Annotated in this window: 15 protein-coding genes; 7 read left to right on the top strand and 8 right to left on the bottom strand. The window is 39.2% G+C overall.

What is annotated here, in order from left to right; genetic code table 11:
* Positions 1-285: 285 nt before the first annotated feature.
* Positions 286-1,107 (top strand): rRNA large subunit pseudouridine synthase E, encoded by an 822-nt coding sequence (locus AC3CAU_RS16120; protein ID WP_447054288.1) that lies wholly within the window; start codon positions 286-288, stop codon positions 1,105-1,107.
* A 125-nt stretch (positions 1,108-1,232) separates the two neighbouring features.
* Here AC3CAU_RS16120 and AC3CAU_RS16115 read toward each other — a convergent pair whose 3' ends face one another.
* From AC3CAU_RS16115 to AC3CAU_RS16105, 3 genes are all read right to left on the bottom strand, one after another.
* Complete coding sequence (locus AC3CAU_RS16115) at positions 1,233-3,470, bottom strand: NADP-dependent isocitrate dehydrogenase (RefSeq protein ID WP_424621505.1); 2,238 nt, start codon at positions 3,468-3,470, stop codon at positions 1,233-1,235.
* An 808-nt stretch (positions 3,471-4,278) separates the two neighbouring features.
* On the bottom strand, positions 4,279-5,016 hold the full coding sequence (locus AC3CAU_RS16110; RefSeq protein WP_447054287.1) for a hypothetical protein: 738 nt from the start codon (positions 5,014-5,016) through the stop codon (positions 4,279-4,281).
* Between the two features lie 63 nt (positions 5,017-5,079).
* Positions 5,080-6,780 carry a M61 family metallopeptidase gene (locus AC3CAU_RS16105; protein WP_424621509.1) on the bottom strand — a complete coding sequence of 567 codons (1,701 nt, stop codon included), beginning with the start codon at positions 6,778-6,780 and terminating at the stop codon, positions 5,080-5,082.
* A 179-nt stretch (positions 6,781-6,959) separates the two neighbouring features.
* On the opposite strand from AC3CAU_RS16105, the gene AC3CAU_RS16100 reads away from it, so the two are divergent.
* The 3 genes from AC3CAU_RS16100 (at position 6,960) to slyD (ending at position 10,297) form a co-directional block, all read left to right on the top strand.
* Positions 6,960-8,270: a D-alanyl-D-alanine carboxypeptidase PBP6B gene (locus tag AC3CAU_RS16100; RefSeq protein ID WP_447054286.1), complete on the top strand. Its 1,311-nt coding sequence runs from the start codon at positions 6,960-6,962 to the stop codon at positions 8,268-8,270.
* A 121-nt stretch (positions 8,271-8,391) separates the two neighbouring features.
* Complete coding sequence (locus AC3CAU_RS16095) at positions 8,392-9,678, top strand: NAD(P)/FAD-dependent oxidoreductase (protein WP_447054285.1); 1,287 nt, start codon at positions 8,392-8,394, stop codon at positions 9,676-9,678.
* Positions 9,679-9,814: 136 nt separating this feature from the next.
* Complete coding sequence (gene slyD / locus AC3CAU_RS16090; RefSeq protein ID WP_131213491.1) at positions 9,815-10,297, top strand: peptidylprolyl isomerase; 483 nt, start codon at positions 9,815-9,817, stop codon at positions 10,295-10,297.
* A 465-nt stretch (positions 10,298-10,762) separates the two neighbouring features.
* Here slyD and AC3CAU_RS16085 read toward each other — a convergent pair whose 3' ends face one another.
* From AC3CAU_RS16085 to AC3CAU_RS16070, 4 genes are all read right to left on the bottom strand, one after another.
* A complete protein-coding gene (locus AC3CAU_RS16085) occupies positions 10,763-10,894 on the bottom strand; it encodes a hypothetical protein (RefSeq protein ID WP_284066403.1) in 132 nt (43 codons plus the stop codon).
* A 439-nt stretch (positions 10,895-11,333) separates the two neighbouring features.
* On the bottom strand, positions 11,334-11,738 hold the full coding sequence (gene rnk / locus AC3CAU_RS16080) for a nucleoside diphosphate kinase regulator (RefSeq protein ID WP_131213493.1): 405 nt from the start codon (positions 11,736-11,738) through the stop codon (positions 11,334-11,336).
* Between the two features lie 167 nt (positions 11,739-11,905).
* The gene (glyA, locus tag AC3CAU_RS16075; protein WP_447054284.1) at positions 11,906-13,159 is read right to left on the bottom strand and encodes a serine hydroxymethyltransferase; all 1,254 of its coding nucleotides are present in this window, start codon (positions 13,157-13,159) and stop codon (positions 11,906-11,908) included.
* Between the two features lie 155 nt (positions 13,160-13,314).
* Positions 13,315-14,547, bottom strand: a complete 1,233-nt coding sequence (locus AC3CAU_RS16070; RefSeq protein ID WP_447054283.1) for an alpha/beta fold hydrolase — start codon at positions 14,545-14,547, stop codon at positions 13,315-13,317.
* 745 nt (positions 14,548-15,292) lie between these two features.
* Here AC3CAU_RS16070 and AC3CAU_RS16065 point away from each other — a divergent pair.
* The 3 genes from AC3CAU_RS16065 to AC3CAU_RS16055 all read left to right on the top strand — a co-directional run bounded on the left by AC3CAU_RS16065 (position 15,293) and on the right by AC3CAU_RS16055 (position 17,274).
* A complete protein-coding gene (locus AC3CAU_RS16065; RefSeq protein WP_447054282.1) occupies positions 15,293-15,991 on the top strand; it encodes an exonuclease domain-containing protein in 699 nt (232 codons plus the stop codon).
* 88 nt (positions 15,992-16,079) lie between these two features.
* A complete protein-coding gene (locus AC3CAU_RS16060; RefSeq protein WP_447054281.1) occupies positions 16,080-16,712 on the top strand; it encodes a hypothetical protein in 633 nt (210 codons plus the stop codon).
* A gap of 211 nt (positions 16,713-16,923) precedes the next feature.
* Positions 16,924-17,274: a hypothetical protein gene (locus tag AC3CAU_RS16055; protein ID WP_447054280.1), complete on the top strand. Its 351-nt coding sequence runs from the start codon at positions 16,924-16,926 to the stop codon at positions 17,272-17,274.
* Positions 17,275-17,450: 176 nt separating this feature from the next.
* Here AC3CAU_RS16055 and AC3CAU_RS16050 read toward each other — a convergent pair whose 3' ends face one another.
* On the bottom strand, positions 17,451-17,669 hold the full coding sequence (locus AC3CAU_RS16050; protein WP_447054279.1) for a hypothetical protein: 219 nt from the start codon (positions 17,667-17,669) through the stop codon (positions 17,451-17,453).
* Positions 17,670-18,191 lie beyond the last annotated feature (522 nt).

Raw genomic sequence — 18,191 nt, 5'->3', positions numbered from 1 at the left:
AGGTTTCATAAGTCGACATTGTTTACAACATTCGGACTAAATAGTTCATGCCTTGCTGAACTCTACAAAATTAAACATCCTATTCAACTTTTAGAAAAAAATAGGTCTTAGTATTCATAATAGGTCAAGAATAAAGTTGAAGAACACAAAACAGAATCTGATATGATAGCCCCCACATAGTGGGCTTTTCTTTAACACCTTTTACCCCCACCTCCCAAAACGGGTAACTAAACGGGTAACTCGAAAACCACAACAAAATATATTTAATCTTTTTAGTAGGTTACTGTGAAAATAGTTATTCTTAATAAACCTTATGACGTTCTCTCCCAATTCCGTGCCGACGAGAAACATCAAACCATGGCTGATTTTACTCAAGATCCTGACCTGCGTATTGCTGGTCGTCTTGATTTAGATTCAGAAGGTTTAATGTTCTTGACGGATCATGGGGGTTTGAACCAGTTCATTACCAACCCTGCCAACAAAAAGTTTAAAACTTATGTAGTACAGGTCGAGGGTGACATCACTGAAGAAGCCTTAGAGCAACTTCGTAAAGGCGTTGAGCTTAAAGATGGCATCACCCTGCCGGCTCAGGCAAAAAAAATTGACGAGCCTGACTGGTTATGGGAACGGACACCACCTGTACGTTTCCGTGCCAGTGTTCCAACTTCATGGGTGGAAATTCAAATTTGTGAAGGGCGCAATCGTCAAGTTCGTCGTATGACCTCTGCAGTTGGTTTTCCTACTTTACGTTTAATTCGCACTCAAATTGGTAGCATTAGCATTGTAAAACTTGGCTTGCAACCAGGTGAGCAAGTTGAGATCGAGCCTTTACTTTACCCAGACTTTAAAGATGTTCCTGCGGATAAACCGTATGAAGGTCGTTCTTTTGCGAAAAAGACCCCGACCAAAAAACAGCATTTTTCGGTTGCTAAAGATAAAGCTCGTGAAGAAAGAGGCGAAGCGCCATTTAAAGGCAAGAAAAAAGCTGGCGGTGGTACAACGCGTATTTGGCAAATGGACGATGCAGATAAACCTCGTCGTAAAACCAATGGTACGACACGCCCAAATACCAAAACCCCTCGTGGTCGTGGACGTAATGGTCGTTAAGATTTAGTTTAAACAGGTTCCTTTTTTGGGAAAGTTTGTATCGTAAGCTTACGAACAAAAAAAGCCGGTGCATATGCACCGGCTTTTTTTGCATCGCCGACAAAGTCGGCTTTGCATTACATTCATTAAGCTGTAACAGCTGCAAGCACTGTATTCAACGTTACACTTGGACGCATCACAGCATTTACTTTCGCTTGATCAACAGCGTAGTAACCGCCGATGTCTGCTGGTTTGCCTTGAACTTCAGCAAGTTCAGCAATAATCTTGTCTTCGTTTTCAGCCAATGCTTTTGCAAGCGGAGCAAACTTCGCTTTCAATTCAGCATTTTCGTCTTGCGCAGCAAGTTCTTCAGCCCAGTATTTCGCTAGGTAGAAGTGACTGCCACGGTTGTCGAGCTCGCCAGTACGACGTGAAGGTGATTTATCATTGTCGAGCAATTTGCCAGTCGCCTGGTCTAAAGTTTTAGCCAGTAACTTCGCAGCAGCATTGTCTTCTTTGATGCCCATCTCTTCTAGAGAAACAGCCAACGCCATGAACTCACCGAGTGAATCCCAACGTAAATGGTTTTCTTCAACCAACTGTTGTACGTGTTTAGGAGCAGAACCGCCTGCACCCGTTTCGTACATGCCACCACCCGCCATTAACGGCACAATAGAAAGCATTTTCGCAGACGTACCCAATTCCATGATCGGGAATAAGTCAGTCAGGTAGTCACGTAAGATGTTACCCGTTACAGAAATCGTATCCAGGCCACGAGCAACACGTTCAAGCGTATAACGCATTGCACGTACTTGTGACATGATTTGGATATCAAGACCAGTCGTGTCGTGATCTTTCAAGTATTTCTCAACTTTCTTGATCAATTCATTTTCGTGTGGACGGTACGGGTCAAGCCAGAAGATCGCAGGCATGCCAGAGTTACGCGCACGATTTACCGCAAGTTTCACCCAGTCACGAATCGGTGCGTCTTTCACCTGACACATACGCCAGATATCGCCTTCCTCAACGTTTTGAGTCATCAACACTTCACCAGTTTCAAGATCGGTGATGTTGGCAATACCCGCTTCAGGAATTTCGAAAGTTTTGTCGTGTGAACCGTATTCTTCCGCTTTTTGCGCCATCAAACCAACGTTAGGTACAGTACCCATTGTTTTTGGATCGAAGTTGCCATTCCACTTACAGAAATTGATCATTTCTTGGTAGATACGTGCGAAAGTCGATTCAGGCATTACAGCTTTACAGTCATAAGGTTTGCCGTCAGCGCCCCACATTTTACCGCCACCACGGATCATTGCAGGCATAGAAGCATCTACAATTACGTCGTTTGGTGAATGGAAGTTAGTGATGCCTTTTGCTGAATCAACCATTGCAAGTGCTGGACGGTGTTCTTGACACGCATGCAAGTCACGGATGATTTCTTCACGCTGAGATGCAGGTAAAGTTTCAAGTTTCTCGTAGAGACCCGCCATACCGTTATTGATGTTGATGCCTAGCTCGTCAAATAACTTGCCATGCTTCTCAAACGCTTCTTTATAGTAAATTTTCACACAGTGACCAAATACGATCGGGTGCGAAACTTTCATCATGGTTGCTTTAACGTGTAAAGAGAACAAAATGCCTGCTTCACGACAATCTTCAAGTTCTTTCTCGTAGAAGTCACAAAGCGCTTTTTTGCTCATGAACATTGAGTCAATGATTTCGCCATCTTTCAACGCAACTTTTGGCTTAAGAACGATGGTTTCACCGCTCTTGGTGATAAGTTCCATTTTTACGTTACGAGCGCGGTCAAGGGTCATTGACTTTTCGCCGTGATAGAAGTCGCCTTCGCTCATGTGTGAAACGTGGGTTTGTGACCACTGTTTCCACTCGCTCATTGAATGCGGGTGTTTTTTCACATAATTTTTTACAGCAGCAGGCGCACGACGGTCAGAGTTACCTTCACGTAATACCGGGTTTACAGCAGAGCCTAAGCATTTGCCATAACGAACCTTGATTGACTTTTCTTCTTCAGTCGTTGGATTTTCCGGATAATCAGGGATCGCGTAGCCTTTAGATTGAAGCTCTTTGATGCACGCTGTTAGCTGGCCAACAGAGGCACTGATATTCGGTAATTTAATAATGTTAGTGTCTGGATCTTGAGTAAGACGACCTAGCTCCGTGAGGGTATCGGGAACTTTCTGCTCTTCGTTTAGGCAGTCTGCAAATTCTGCGAGCACACGAACCGCTACAGAGATGTCACTTTTGACAATCTCGACACCGGCCGGCTTAGTAAAGGTCTCAATGATCGGCAGTAGCGAATAAGTCGCCAACAATGGCGCCTCGTCAGTCAGTGTGTAAATGATTGTTGACTTTCCACCAGCCATATATAGCCCCTTGCGTTGGATTGAGTTTTGAGGATCGAGCTTTTGACCCGACCCTGCGAACCGATTTGCTTAAATAAAACATCGAAAGTATCGGTGCTCATTGCACCTCAGCTAAACAACAATATCTTTTCATCTTGCTGTCTGGCTGAAAATTCGTATACATCGGTGTTGTTCACCAATCCTTATATTCTACTTGAAATTTCGTCTCTTTTCGAATATAGGTACTTGTAGTCGTTATCTACAGCTACATCTGCACACCTAACTGCATGAGTAATGAATCAAGGCTTGAATAAGATATAATATATATTTATCAATAATTTAAATCAAAAAAACTCACAATATTGATTAAAATCCAAACTAATTGATTTACTGTTTTACAACCCAATTTATTAAAACATGTTGGGTATCATGCAAATAAATTATCTATTAAGGAATACGTTGCAGTTTGCTCCTGATCAGCCGAAAAAAATTGTCGCAATGAGGTATGCACTCCTCACTTAAGTTTTACTAAACTTTAAAGGCTTTCGAGCGGTAATTTTCAATAGGATCTTGTGGAAGAATCCAAAATGTGGGTGTTATCCTTGAAGCTCAGCAAGGTGATAAATGAGGGAAGTTGAATGAAGGTGCGACCAATGATAAATAACGTATTTTCCTAAAGTATCTGTAGTTTTTTGATTGACGGTAATTTAGAGCAGTACCATATTCCGCTACTTTTAAGTCCTTATAATTATTTGATTTACCCAGAAGATTAGCAAAGGTTAATCAACCCATTCCTTTAAATTAGAAAATATATAAAAATAATTTTAGGTTAATAGTCTTTATTTTTCCTAGTAACTAGATCATAAGTATTATCTATACCATCCTGAACTGACACAAAAGATGTTCCCATATCATTTTCTTTTCTACCAATATATAAAGTAAAGATTTCCGTAAACTGATTCCCAAACTTATCCTTAAACTCAACTTCTATTAATTTTCGATATATTAACCCCTCTAAATATTGATCAAAACTAGAAATATAAAGGCAGAAATTAACTAAGACTGATGAATCCAACTTTAACTTAGAAACCTCAAACAGATTATAAGAATATTGCTGCTTATTATGACCTTTAATATCAAATGCATCACCAGTACCTTGATTTAAAAGCTGCAAGCTTAAATTAAACATATCTTCCTCTTCATTTTCTTCATATTTTTTTATGCATCCTCCGTCTTTAAAGACAAACTTAGGTTTTACACTCATTTTTTTATCAAAATTTTGCTTGTCCTGAATAGCAACTAGTTTCTTAAATTCATCAATTTGGAGATTTAAAGCCTCTGCCTGCAATTTTATTGCACGAGAATTCTGTTCTAACTGCTTCCCTTGCTGTACATACCCTAAAATCAACCAAAAGAAAGCGACAGGTGCGAATGTACCTGCAAGAAAATCACCCAATTCATTTAACGATGTTGGTGATTCCAACCCTCCAAAGATCCAAAATGCAACAATCACAACCAACCAAATGACCGTAATTCCAATTCCCCAATTTAAACTTTTCTGATTCATTTTTTCTAATAAAAAACCGATGCCTAAGCATCGGTTTTACATGACTTTGATAAAACTAGCAAATTAAGCCTTCAACCACTTCTCTGCTTTCGCTTGATCTTCCACTTTCAAGTGAACCGTGGTCAAATCAATTGCACCACCTTCGACTTCAAACTGAATAAATTCATCACGGCGGAATGCATACACAGCGAAAGTGCCTTCTTGTTTCGAATATTTCTCAACAAGTTTTTCAGACGCTTTTAAACCATCAATCGCAACAATCACATCATTAGCAGAAAGACCGGCTTTAGCCGCTGCACTATCACGGCGAATCTGTTGAATCACCACACCTTCAGGTTTGTCTGCAACTTTGAGTCCGAATGGCAAAGCTTTTTCATTTTTCAATTCAAAGCTTAGACCAAATTCGGGCAGCAACTGATCCAGTGGCAATTCGTCTGTGGTATTGATCAAATGATTAATTTGCTCAAGCCAGCTATGACCCGTCAACTCATGACACAAATCAAAGATGGTACGCTCATTTACTTGAATGCCCTTCTGCGCATTTTCATACAGCTTACGCATGAGTGCATCAAGGCTTGAACCTTTCAGTCGAAGGCCTAAATCCAGACACAGTGCAACCAGACAACCTTTGTTGTAATAGCTGGTGCCTGCATTATTCGAGTTTTCATCCTGACGGTAGAATTTTACCCATGCATCAAAACTAGATTCTGCCACGGTTTGAATCGCATGACCTGGATTTTGCAAGTAACGATCTATCTGTGCTTTTAATAAAGCAATATACGATTCCTGATTGATGACACCACTGCGCAGCAAAATCAGATCATCATAATAAGAAGTAAAGCCTTCAAAGATCCAAAGCAGTGAGGTATAGCCCTCTCTATTCAAATCGTAATTAACAAAATTTTCTGGGCGAATAAATTTCACCAGCCAAGAATGGAAATATTCATGACTACATAAACCCAAGAAACGTTGATAATCTTTTGAAGGCTCAACAGGCTCATCCATTTTTGGCAGGTCATCACGTGGTGTAATCAGGCTAGTGCTATTCGGGTGTTCTAAACCGCCATAGCTATTTGTTGCCATCGTCATAAAGGTATAATTTTCAAATGGCGCCGAACCAAACATTGAAATTTCCGTGCTACAGATTTTTTCAATATCTTGCTGCATACGTTCAGCATTCATGCTGTGTTTGCCTGAAACCACGAACTCATGCGGAATACCATTGGCTTCAAAGCTGAAACGGGTTTGCTCTGCCAGTTCAAATGGCGAGTCAATCAGCTGCGCATAGTTTTTGGCTTTTAAGGTATGACGGCCTTTAACCAAGCTCTTATTTTCCAATCCTGTAGCCAATTGGAAGTGTTTCAGTTCTTCCGGAAGGAATACTTCAACTTCAATGGCTTTATCTTCCTGACCTTCCAGTCCCAAGCATGCACAAGCCGGATTCACATATAAACGTGTTTGATCGACATATGCACCACGTACAGACAGGTCATAGGCATATACATCATATTCAACTGTAATCAGTTCATGATCGGTATTAAATAAACGCCATTTATTCTTTTCGAATTTCTGGATTTGTAGAATTCGGCCATCTTCATCGTAGGCTTTAACTGACTCAAGATGCTTGGAAAACTCGCGAATCAGATAACTTCCCGGAATCCAGGTTGGCAGTGATAATACTTGAGTAGGATCTGCTAAAAAACGAAGAGTTACGTGAATTAAATGCTGACGATAATCGTCAAATTCGATTTGATAATGCAACATAATGGGCAATACAAAATAAAAAACTGAACTTAGGGCTAGCTTAGCATTTTTTTGTAAAACAATGCTGAACTGTCGCAATTGTCTACAATTCTGACTAGCCAATGTTAAGAAAAAAGCATAGCATGCCCAAGGTTTTTTGCATTTTTAAAGTCAATGGATTGGCAAATAAAGGAACATCATTGAAAGCTGTTATCTACCTCCTCTCGTCTCTTTGTTTATTGTGCTCCACGATAGTCAATGCTGCATTACTGAATCTTGTCCCCGAAAGCGTTGAAGCTCCGGCATGGGCTATTTTAGATACCCATTCTGGACAAATCATTGCTGAACACAACAGCCATGAACAACGTGCACCCGCCTCCATGACCAAAATGATGGTGGCTTATATCGCACTTAAAGAAATTCAAGCGGGTCATCTAAAAAGGGATGAAATCATCACAGCGACACCAGTGGTAAAAATGGTGCAGTGGGATGAGTCACAAATGTATCTAAAAGAAGGTGAGCAAATTTCAATAGACCAGCTGCTTGCAGGTTTGGTGGTGATGTCAGCCAATGATGCTGCGGTGACTTTAGCTGAACGTATTTCAGGTACGGTTCCAGCTTTTATTGAACGCATGAATATTGAGGCAAAAGCTTTAGGGATGAACGATACGCATTTTGCCAATGCACCCGGTATAACCATGCCGGATCATTTTTCCTCAGCATACGATATGGCACTGTTGGGTCAGGCACTTACAGCAGAGACACCTGAATACCTGCATTACTCGGTTATGCCAAGTTTCAGTTATAACCAGCGTTTTCATCGTGCAACCAACTTGGTACTCAAATTTGACCCAAGTGTTGATGGCTTAAAAACAGGTTTTACCAAAGCCGCAGGTTATAACCTGGCACTTACTGCACACCGTCCTACTGGTAATCCTGAATTGCCTGAACGTCGTCTGGTTGTGGTGGTTATGGGTACAAAAAATGCTTTAAAACGTGCTGAAATTGCCCATACCCTGCTGAACATGGCTTATACCTATACGCGTAATGAAGTGGCGATTAAAGACAAGCAGCTGATTGCTGAATTACCGGTGATTAAGTCCACTTTAAAAATGTTCAAACTGGAAACCAGCAAACCGCAAATTATTACCACGTCTTTATATGACCAGCCTTATGCGATTGATCTGCAAGCCTATGACACCGTGAACCAGCGCATTATGTTGAATACAGGTAATGGAACAATTCAGGCGATCGACCCATTACAAGAAACCAAAACTCACTTAAATGTCGAAATCAAAGAAAAACTCCTGACCGCTCCAGTAGCTAAAGTGATGGAATTGGCAACCGTACAGGTTTACCAAAACAACCAGTTGATTCGCACCATTGCGATTGAAGATAATGTACAAATTGAAGAAGCCAATTTCTTCCAGAAAATTGCCATTTGGTTTAAACAGCTTTTCACTTTCTTCTCTAGTGATGAAGTGGAAGTTAAAACGTATCCTCTAGGCTAATTGCGTGACATTTCTTTAAATTATGTAAGCTGTATAACAATCTAAACAAAAGCAATGAATTGAAGATGGCATATTGATGCCGTCTTCTTTTTTTGTCTTGAAAATAATAAATAGGTTAAATATGAGCAATCTACATAAAATTATCATTGTGGGTGGTGGTGCCGGCGGTTTAGAGCTGGCCACCCAACTGGGCAATACTTTAGGTAAAAGTAATAAAGCCAAAATCACCTTGGTCGATCAGAAACTGACCCATATCTGGAAACCGCTATTACATGAAATTGCGGCAGGCACTCTCAATCCACACGCCGAAGAAACCAATTATTTCGCCCATTCTGCCAAACATTATTATGAGTTTGTCTTAGGGAGCTTTATCGAGATCGATCAGAAAAGCAAACAAATCGTTCTTGAAACATCGCAGCGATCCAAACTTGATCGAACTCAAAAAAATATTCGTCTGGATTACGATACCCTCATTATTGCCGTGGGTTCGACTTCGAATGACTTTAATACCGAAGGCGTGAAACAGCACTGTCATTTTCTGGATAGCCGCAAACAGGCAGATGTATTTCAGCAAGATTTATTGCATTTATATTTAGAAGCACAGAACCATGAAATCAGCCGTACCTTAAATATTGCCATTATTGGTGCAGGCGCAACCGGTATCGAACTTGCAGCCGAACTGTATCAAGCCAAGCAGACTTTCTTTAAATATGGGCTAAATAAAATTCATCCGAAAAATGTCAATATTACTGTCATAGAAGCGGCCGACCGGATATTACCTGCGCTTTCTGAAACCATCGCACAGCATACCAGTCATCAATTAGAGCAATTCGGTATTACGGTTTTAACCCAGCATCAGGTATCCAAAGTAGATAACGAGAAAGTCTACTTTGCCGATGGAAACTCTATAGACGCGGACCTGAAAGTCTGGGCGGCAGGGATTAAAGCCCCTGCTGTTCTGGAAAAATTAGAAGACTTTGAAAAAGACAATATTCACCGGCTAAAAGTGTATGCAACGCTGCAAACTTTATCTGACCCGAATGTTTTTGCTTTTGGTGACTGCGCTCATTGCCAACCGGCTGCAGATGAACCTGTACTTGGCCCACGTGCTCAAGTAGCCAGTCAACAGGCTAGTTTCTTGGTCAGAGCCATGAAAGCTCGTATTCAAGGCAAACCACAGCCTATGTTTAAATTTTCCGACAAAGGCTCACTGGTGTCATTAAGTCATAATAAAGCAGTAGGAGAATTACTCGGCCAAGTCAATGTGCAAGGTTTTCTGGCGAAATCAATGTATGTTTCTTTATATCGACTGCATCAAGCCGCGATTCATGGTTATACCCATGCGGGAATTTTGACTGCCAAAGATTTTGTCACAAGAAAAACAGGTCCAAAGATAAAATTGCATTGAAATTTAAAAAACCGCCCCTATTATTAACAAAATGCCATTAAAAATGTAGAAAATGCAGATTTTTGATAATTATGGATCTACAAAATCTGCTTTTCACTTTATGATGTCCCCTTTAAAAATTGAATGGATCAATAACATGACTGCTATTGCAAATGACCTCGTGGTTTCTTTCCACTACACGTTGACTAACGCAGAAGGCGAAACTCTCGACCAATCACAAGGTGAACCACTTGCATATTTGCACGGTGCAGGTAACATCATCCCAGGTTTAGAAAATGCTTTAGAAGGCAAAACTGTTGGTGATAAATTTACTGTAAACGTTCCTGCTGCTGAAGGTTATGGCGAATATAACCCAGAAATGGTTCAAGAAGTTCCTGCTCAAATGTTCCAAGGCGTGGACAACATCCAGCCAGGTATGCAATTCCAAGCTCAAACCGATGATGGCGTGCAAATCGTGACTGTTAAAGCAGTTGAAGGCGACACAATCGTTGTGGATGCTAACTTCCCGCTTGCTGGTCAAGACTTAACTTTCGAAGTTGAAATTGTTGAAATTCGTGAAGCTTCTGCTGAAGAATTAGAACACGGTCATGTACACGGCGCGGGTGGTCACCACCACTAAGATCGGTACAGATCAAAAAAGGCAAAGTTTTACTTTGCCTTTTTTTATTGGCTTAATTTTTTTATAACCCGTTCAATTATTTTAGAAAATTTCAGTGTGTTGAGTAAGTTTAGTAATATTTCTATAACTAGCTCATTTGTTTTAAACGCTGCATATCAATAATACGAGTTTGGCTATAACTCCACTCTACAATGCGTTGTTGGATAAAATATTGCAGTTGCTTATTTAAGGTTGGTCGGAACACCTGCCATCACGGCAACTTTGACTTTTTATAGACCGCATAAAAATCACAAATTAGCGTTTTTTGCTGTAAAAATAGTACCCAATTAAACACCGCATACCTTTTCACCTAATCACTGACTTTAAACTTACCGTCACTAAGCAGCTAACCGATCTGCATATACCCACACAATAACATCTACCTATCACCCAATTTTTGTTGAGAAAATAAAATCTATTGTTGCGTTAAATGGAAGCTTTTGGATAATCCTCAATAATGCTGATGTCGGTATGCCAAGTGTCTGCTTTGCCACCACGTGAATCCAGCTCAAGCTTATGGACTGTTCCATTTTTTACCGGCACTGTTGAATGGTTCAAAGGCGCCTACTAATGCAGTAAAGCCTTCTTCCTGTTCATCATCGGTTAAATGCTGATGATTTTTAAAGAAATAGCTTAGCACTTGAAAGATAATTTGATTCCTTCAATTTCTGTACCAATGCGACAGGTAATCGGTTTCACTTGAATAGGTTGATATTAGTAATTTGGACATAGGAATTTATTTGAGTTTGACTCATGGCTATTCCTTATATTTCAATTTTTATTGCAAGGTTATGTTGTTGAAATACAGTCTGCCCTTAATACGCCCTAAACATTGTCAAAGCTTTGACAGTGATCACTACAATACGCGCTGAAGTGTTGAAGTTTTCTGATTTACACAGTGACCTTTTAGCAGCGTCTTCAGTAAAGTAAGAAAAAAATTAAGCTTAATTTACCCATTAAAAAAGCCCCTAAATATGGGGCTATTTATTCAAAACAATTATAGATAATCGCCTTCACGTTCTGGCTGATACAACACTTTTTCAATCTTCACTTTCATTAAATGACCATCTGGCTGTGGCCATTCAATTTCCTGTCCTTCTGCCAGTCCCAAAATTGCTGCGCCTACCGGTGCAAGTATATTGACTTGGCCTTTTTCACCGCGGAAATCATGTGGATAAACCAGGGTAATATCCGTAGATTCACTAGCGGGTGCAATGATAATACGCACACGCGCATTCATAGTGACTACATTTTGAGGGACATCTTGGGGAGCCACTACATCAGCACGGGCAATTTCGTCTTCAAGATGCTGCATCGTTGGGCTCAGTTTAGATTGATGCTCAAGCATGGTTTCTAAACGCTGAAGATCTTGTTGTGAAATAATAATTGTTGGTCTAGCCATTTACCTGTTTCCTTTGAAAGAAAGATGTCATTACAGCAATAGCAAAATGAGTTATATCTTTTATGGAGTATTATTCTGTTATAGCAGAAATATGATATTTGAAGAATATGACCTTTAATCATATATAAAAAAAGCCCCCTTGAGGGGGGCTTTCTCAAGTCTTTAACTTATTTTGCGTAAACAGGGAATTTAGCACATACAGCAGCAACTTTTTCTTTAACCGCAGCAATTACCGCTTCGTCGCCTTTGGCATCTAGAATATCAGCAATCCAACCTGCTAGGTCACGTACTTCAGCTTCACCGAAACCACGTGTTGTTACAGCTGGAGTACCAATACGGATACCAGAAGTTACGAACGGAGAACGTGGGTCATTTGGTACAGCATTTTTGTTCACAGTAATGTGAGCAGCACCTAACCAAGCATCCGCTTCTTTACCAGTCACGTCTTGTTTGATCAATGACAGTAAGAATAAGTGGTTTTCAGTACCGCCAGATACTACATCATAACCACGTGCGATTAATACTTCAGCCATTGCTTGAGCATTTACCACAACTTGTTTTTGATATTCTTTGTATTCAGGAGTCATTGCTTCTTTAAAGCAGATTGCTTTAGCTGCAATAGCATGAACCAATGGACCACCTTGGTTGCCTGGGAATACTGCAGATTGAAGTTTTTTCTCAATTTCTTCATTTGCTTTCGCAAGGATTAAACCTGAACGTGGGCCACGAAGTGTTTTATGTGTAGTCGTTGTTGTTACGTCAGCAATTTGTACTGGGCTTGGGTAGACACCCGCAGCAACCAGACCAGCAACATGCGCCATGTCTACAAACAGGTAAGCACCAACTTTATCCGCAATTTCACGGAAACGTTGCCAGTCAACAATTTGGCTATAGGCAGAGAAACCAGCTACGATCATGCGTGGCTTGTGTTCTACAGCTAAACGTTCAACTTCTTCGTAATCGATCTCGCCAGTTTCAACATTTAAGCCGTACTGAATCGCGTTATATGTTTTACCAGAGAAGCTAACTTTTGCACCGTGAGTCAAGTGACCACCGTGAGCCAAGCTCATACCCAAAACTGTGTCGCCTGGGTTAAGAAGCGCTAGGTAAACAGCAGAGTTTGCTTGTGAGCCGGCATGTGGCTGAACGTTAGCATAGTCAGCACCAAAGAGTTCTTTAGCACGGTCAATCGCCAATTGTTCGATGATGTCTACATATTCGCAACCGCCATAATAGCGTTTACCAGGGTAGCCTTCCGCATATTTGTTAGTGAGTTTTGAGCCTTGAGCTTCCATAACTGCTGGAGAGCAATAGTTTTCAGAAGCGATTAGCTCGATGTGCGCTTCTTGGCGCTCACCTTCAGCATCAATTGCTTTAGCTAATTCTGGGTCGAATTCAGAAATCGAGATATTGGCAAACATTAGCGAGGTCCTATAAATTAGGGCTTTTAAGCCGTGCTAAGATTGGCGCGTATTGTAGCATGAAGTTTATAAATATCGAGAATGAACTTTGTTCAGTTTTAAATAAAAATAGCTCATGTTTAATTAAAAACATGAGCTATTTATGTCAATGCAAATTATGGAGTAGATGTTGGCATCATCTCTTTAACATCATTCACGATATTAGGAATATTTCCAGTATATGCAGTTGTATGATTCCATGCTAAGTCATATTCCAAAACTATATTAGAAGTTCCGAGTTTCGTCGCATTGGTAATAAGGTCAGCTGTTGCATTTGCTGGTACAGTCCTATCCGATCCACCTTGATATATCTTCACTGGTGTCGTAACTTTCACAGATAACGGCTGAGAAGTCGTATTTAAAAATGTTGAAATTGCAGGTACTTGCATAAAATTACTTTGTGTTAAATAACCAGCCAATGAATTAGTTGTCACTGCCGCAGTGCCCATTTCAGTACCAAAATCCTGTCCTAATGGTTCTGAGCAGATTATTTCAGCTTGAGCGGCTATTGCTGCTGCATTGGGTTCAAATACTTGAGCATATGTAGGTGGTGAAGATTGACCTTGCATTCCTGCAGTAATTAGTGCGGCATAAGTATTTAAAGAAGCCAAGGTAGGGACTTGATCTTTGGCTGGTAAATTCGCTACAAGTTGTTGTCCTGTATTAAAAATAGTTTTTAAATTAGAGGCCGGTGCGACTACAACAGTTCCTTTATAGTCAAGATTTGCGCGCTCAGCATATTGAGCTGCTCCTAATGCTGCATGTCCGCCTTGTGAGTGTCCTACCGCCATCCATTGATTAGATACTTTTACCCCCAAATAATTACGTGCAGCAACCACTGCGTCAGTAATAGAATAAGCCTCGCTTTTTAAATTTAAAAAAGGATGCAATTCATTACCACTTGGCTCACCCAAGCCTTCATAATCAGGTGCCACCACCACATAACCTGCATCTAAGAGTTGAGTAATCATACCCTCAATATCTACATCCAGTTTATTTCGGCTAGGTGCACATTGATCTGCCACACCCGTTGTCCCATGTGCCCAAACCACAATTGGCCAACCTTTTGCAGGTGCAGGTGTTTTCGGTGTGATTACCAATGCAGTCGCTTGAACTTCCTTGCCATTAACTCCCAACATCTTATAAGTCATGACCACGCTTTGCCCTGCTACACTAGTCATATTTGTTTTGTCATAGGCTATGGGGGTAGAAACTACAGGATTCTGAATATTATTGACCGGAATTCCATTATTCGGACCATTGAAGACTGAATCCCCATCTCCACTTCCACATGCAGTTAAAAATATGACCGAACTACTCATTAACACTGTTAGCAATGTTTTTTTCATGTGCATTTCCTTATACATTTTTTGTTGTGATGATTTAAGTATCATGAAGATAAGAATTATTACCTTTATTCTTAATTTTAAACAATGTAATTTCAGATCAAATAAACACAATAAAATTGAATAATTTTTTACCCAATCTAAGTCGTTGATTTTTATTATCTTGTATTCACCTTAATTACAAATATACAACAATTTAGGTTTGGTAAAATACAAACTTATTCATCTTATTTTTCTTAAATTCTATCTATTTAAGTTGAACAACTATTAAAAAATAAAATTTATTAAATAAGTTAGTATCGTTATTTCTCTCGATTCATTACGAACAAATTTTTCTTGAGCTTTATCTAAAACCATGATCAAAATAAGAGCATTTGAACCCCTAAAATTAATAAATTAAGCTAACCTCAAAGTGAATTTTTACAGTTACTCAAACAACTCTTTATCAATCCTGACATCGCCATCAAGCAACAATGTTTTATTCTTTTAGATCGCGCCTCTATGCCATGTGCATATTTGAATACCGTGATGATACTCAAGCTTATTAAATTGATGAATCATGAAGTGGAGTGCCTTTGTATCTATATAAAGGTCTAATTTCGGTTGAAGAATTAAAACAAGACTATTTAAACATCATCTCTAGAAAGAAATAAGAAAGAATAACTCAAAGTCGCTGTTTTCGGTTTGTGTCTGCGCATTTGAAAGTGTTAAATTTATTTAAACTTTCGCTACAGTTATGGATCAGGTCATGCAAGCAATTATTCTCGATACAGAAACCCATACTTTAAATGGACAGCCGATTGAGATTGCCTATGCACCTGTTCAAATTGATGAAGGCAAACTGACTCTCGATAAAACACAAATTTTTGATCAACTGTATAGCGTAGATGAACCCATTTCTTATGCAGCAATGGCAGTACATCATATTTTGGAATCGGAATTAGTCGATCAACCTCACTATAAGACTTTCACGCTTCCTAACGATACCATTTATATTATTGGGCATAACATTGATTACGATATTCGCGCTCTGGAAAAATGTGGCGTAGATTCCAAACATATTAAGGCCATTTGTACGCTTGCACTTGCACGCTTAGTTTGGCCAGATGCAGAAGCACATAATATTTCTGCGCTCATTTATATGATTACCAAAGGCAGCGCAAAAGCCCGCGAAATGATTAAAAAAGCACATCGTGCCGATATGGATATTATTTTGACCGCAAATATTTTGATGCATGAAATTCATCATCTAAAAATTCAAAGTCTTGAAGAACTTTATAAAGCATCTGAAGATGCCCGTATTCCACGTAGCATTAATTTTGGCAAACATCGTGGAACTGCTATCACTGATTTACCTGCGGATTATATGCAGTGGCTGCTTCGTCAAGAAGACCTAGACCCTTACTTACGTAAGGCAATCGAAAACGCAAAAATCGCTACCTTATAATCTTTTGATTTGTAATATTTTTTACATATTATTGTCATTATTGCCGACTACAATCTGCCTTAATTTATTTTGGAGAGTAAATTAAGGTATGTCTCAATATCACAAAACCGACTTAGGCATTGCAAGTTTAAAACAGCGTTCAATGGATTTGAATGCTCGCCAACGTAGACTATTACTTTTAATTGGCACCGAAGATTTTAACCTCCTTAACGAGCAATTTAAAAATCGGATTGCGCCATTAGAATTGCTCGAACAATTGCTAGATATGGGATTAATCACTTGTTCTCTCCCAGAGCAAGCTCAAACGCCGCCTTCTTCCGCTACACTTGTGAGTGAAATTGAAACCCACCTCACTACTCCAACCTCAACACTTGCAGAGAGGTTTGCCGAACCCATTATTACGTCTAGCGCTTCCTCTATTTCATCCAGTAATGACAATTCTCAGGCAATAGAAACGCCGAATGAAATCATAGAAGTTATTATCGATACTCTAGATTTTGAAGAAGTTAAACAATTGATGGCTCATCTACTCCAGCAAAACTGCGGCTTAATGGCAAAACAACTAATTAATCGCATCTTACAAACCCAAGATTTACGCAGTTTAAAACTGTGTCAGATGCAATGGATTACAGAGTTACAAGAAAGCCGTATTGCTCCAGCAGAATTGAGGCAAAATTTACAGCAAATCAACCACTCTCTACAAAAGCTGAATGCTGTATAAAAATTAAGAGTATTTTCCTGTGTCATAATTCATTTCATGTCTTAACCAGACCAGTGTTATGAAATTTTATTTTTATAAAACAATTAGGTTTACTCTTCCTTAAGTATCGACCTTTCTTTTCAAGCAGAAAAATTCTTTTAATTACGACTTTTGCTCAATAGTCTCACTTCTCCAAAAACCTCATATAATAGGTATTTTAGGGGAATCAATTATGTCGTCTCTACGTTATTTGGAATTTGATGCAGCTGACAATCCCAGGTATTTAAAAAAAGTAGGCAATTGGGTGCTGACATTTTTAAATTCTAGAGATGAATTGGCCAATATCCAACTTGCAATGACCAGTGTCCTTCCCCGCCAAGTGGGTGAAAACCTCCAGCCCCTTCGAATTATTATTGAGCAAACAGAAATTGAGAGTCGCTGGTTGATCCAGCAGATTGAATGTTATGACAGCACAAAAACTAAGGATGAAAAGTTTAGCTGTAATGATGAAATTGGAATTAAGGTCATTCAAAGCATTATTCAAGAATTTAAAAAATATGATGTAGATATTGATTTGTTATAAGTTTTAGCCCTTGGCTCACTTCGGTGAGCTTTTTTTATTAATTTCCTCAAAAAGAATTACCTTTAGATAAATATAAAGCAGATAAAATGGGGCTAATTTAAAAACCCACCCTGTTGATGAGTTCTTTGTATATCATGCTTTGATTTAAATTCACCCAATCATTAAGCATATGTGTGTCACTCAATAATCCGATAAATACTATCCGAATTACGACTTTCAAAGAGCAGCTCAATACTGGGCCGTATAATTTCCCCCTCTATAATAATATGTTCAATTCTTTGAAATATTGAAAGCCTATTCAACTCAGTATTTTCAGGAAGATCCCGAAGTAATGCCTGCACTTCATGTATCTTACTAAACTGATCTTTTACCTTCACCTCAATCATTTGCGTCATTAGATTTCTCTACTTATTTTATTTAATGGATCTTTTTATAACATATGTTCTACTCTCAACATTCGCTAGAGATGTTAGATTTTTTGGCAATGTAACTTTTTATAAATAGATATTTGGAATTTATTTTAAGTAATAAAAACATATTAATTAAACCTGTATTGCTGATGAGTTCATAAAGTAGTGTAGAGAGCTTTTCAAATCCAAGAAAATCAAAATAAAAAAAGCCCACATTTCTGCGGGCTTTTATGTTGGAAGGCTAGTGCTGATTTCTTGTTTCAACCTAAGGTTGTAAACTCAACGAGCTGTCATTGATCCGTCCAACCTCTTTGTAGCGTCTTTAACGACCTACTGTAGAGTTAATATATTCCTGTAAGTTTTATCTAACAAGACACGATTACATTTACAGGACAATTGTGCAAAAAAAATACTATTGATGATTATAAAATTTAGTAAATTATTAGCTAGCTTTTGAATAGCCACCGATTTTGTAGACACTCTTTAGTTAGATAAAATGGCTAATTA

The sequence above is a fragment of the Acinetobacter sp. GG23 genome, from assembly GCF_057766365.1.
This window is presented reverse-complemented; position numbering and strand designations above follow the sequence as displayed.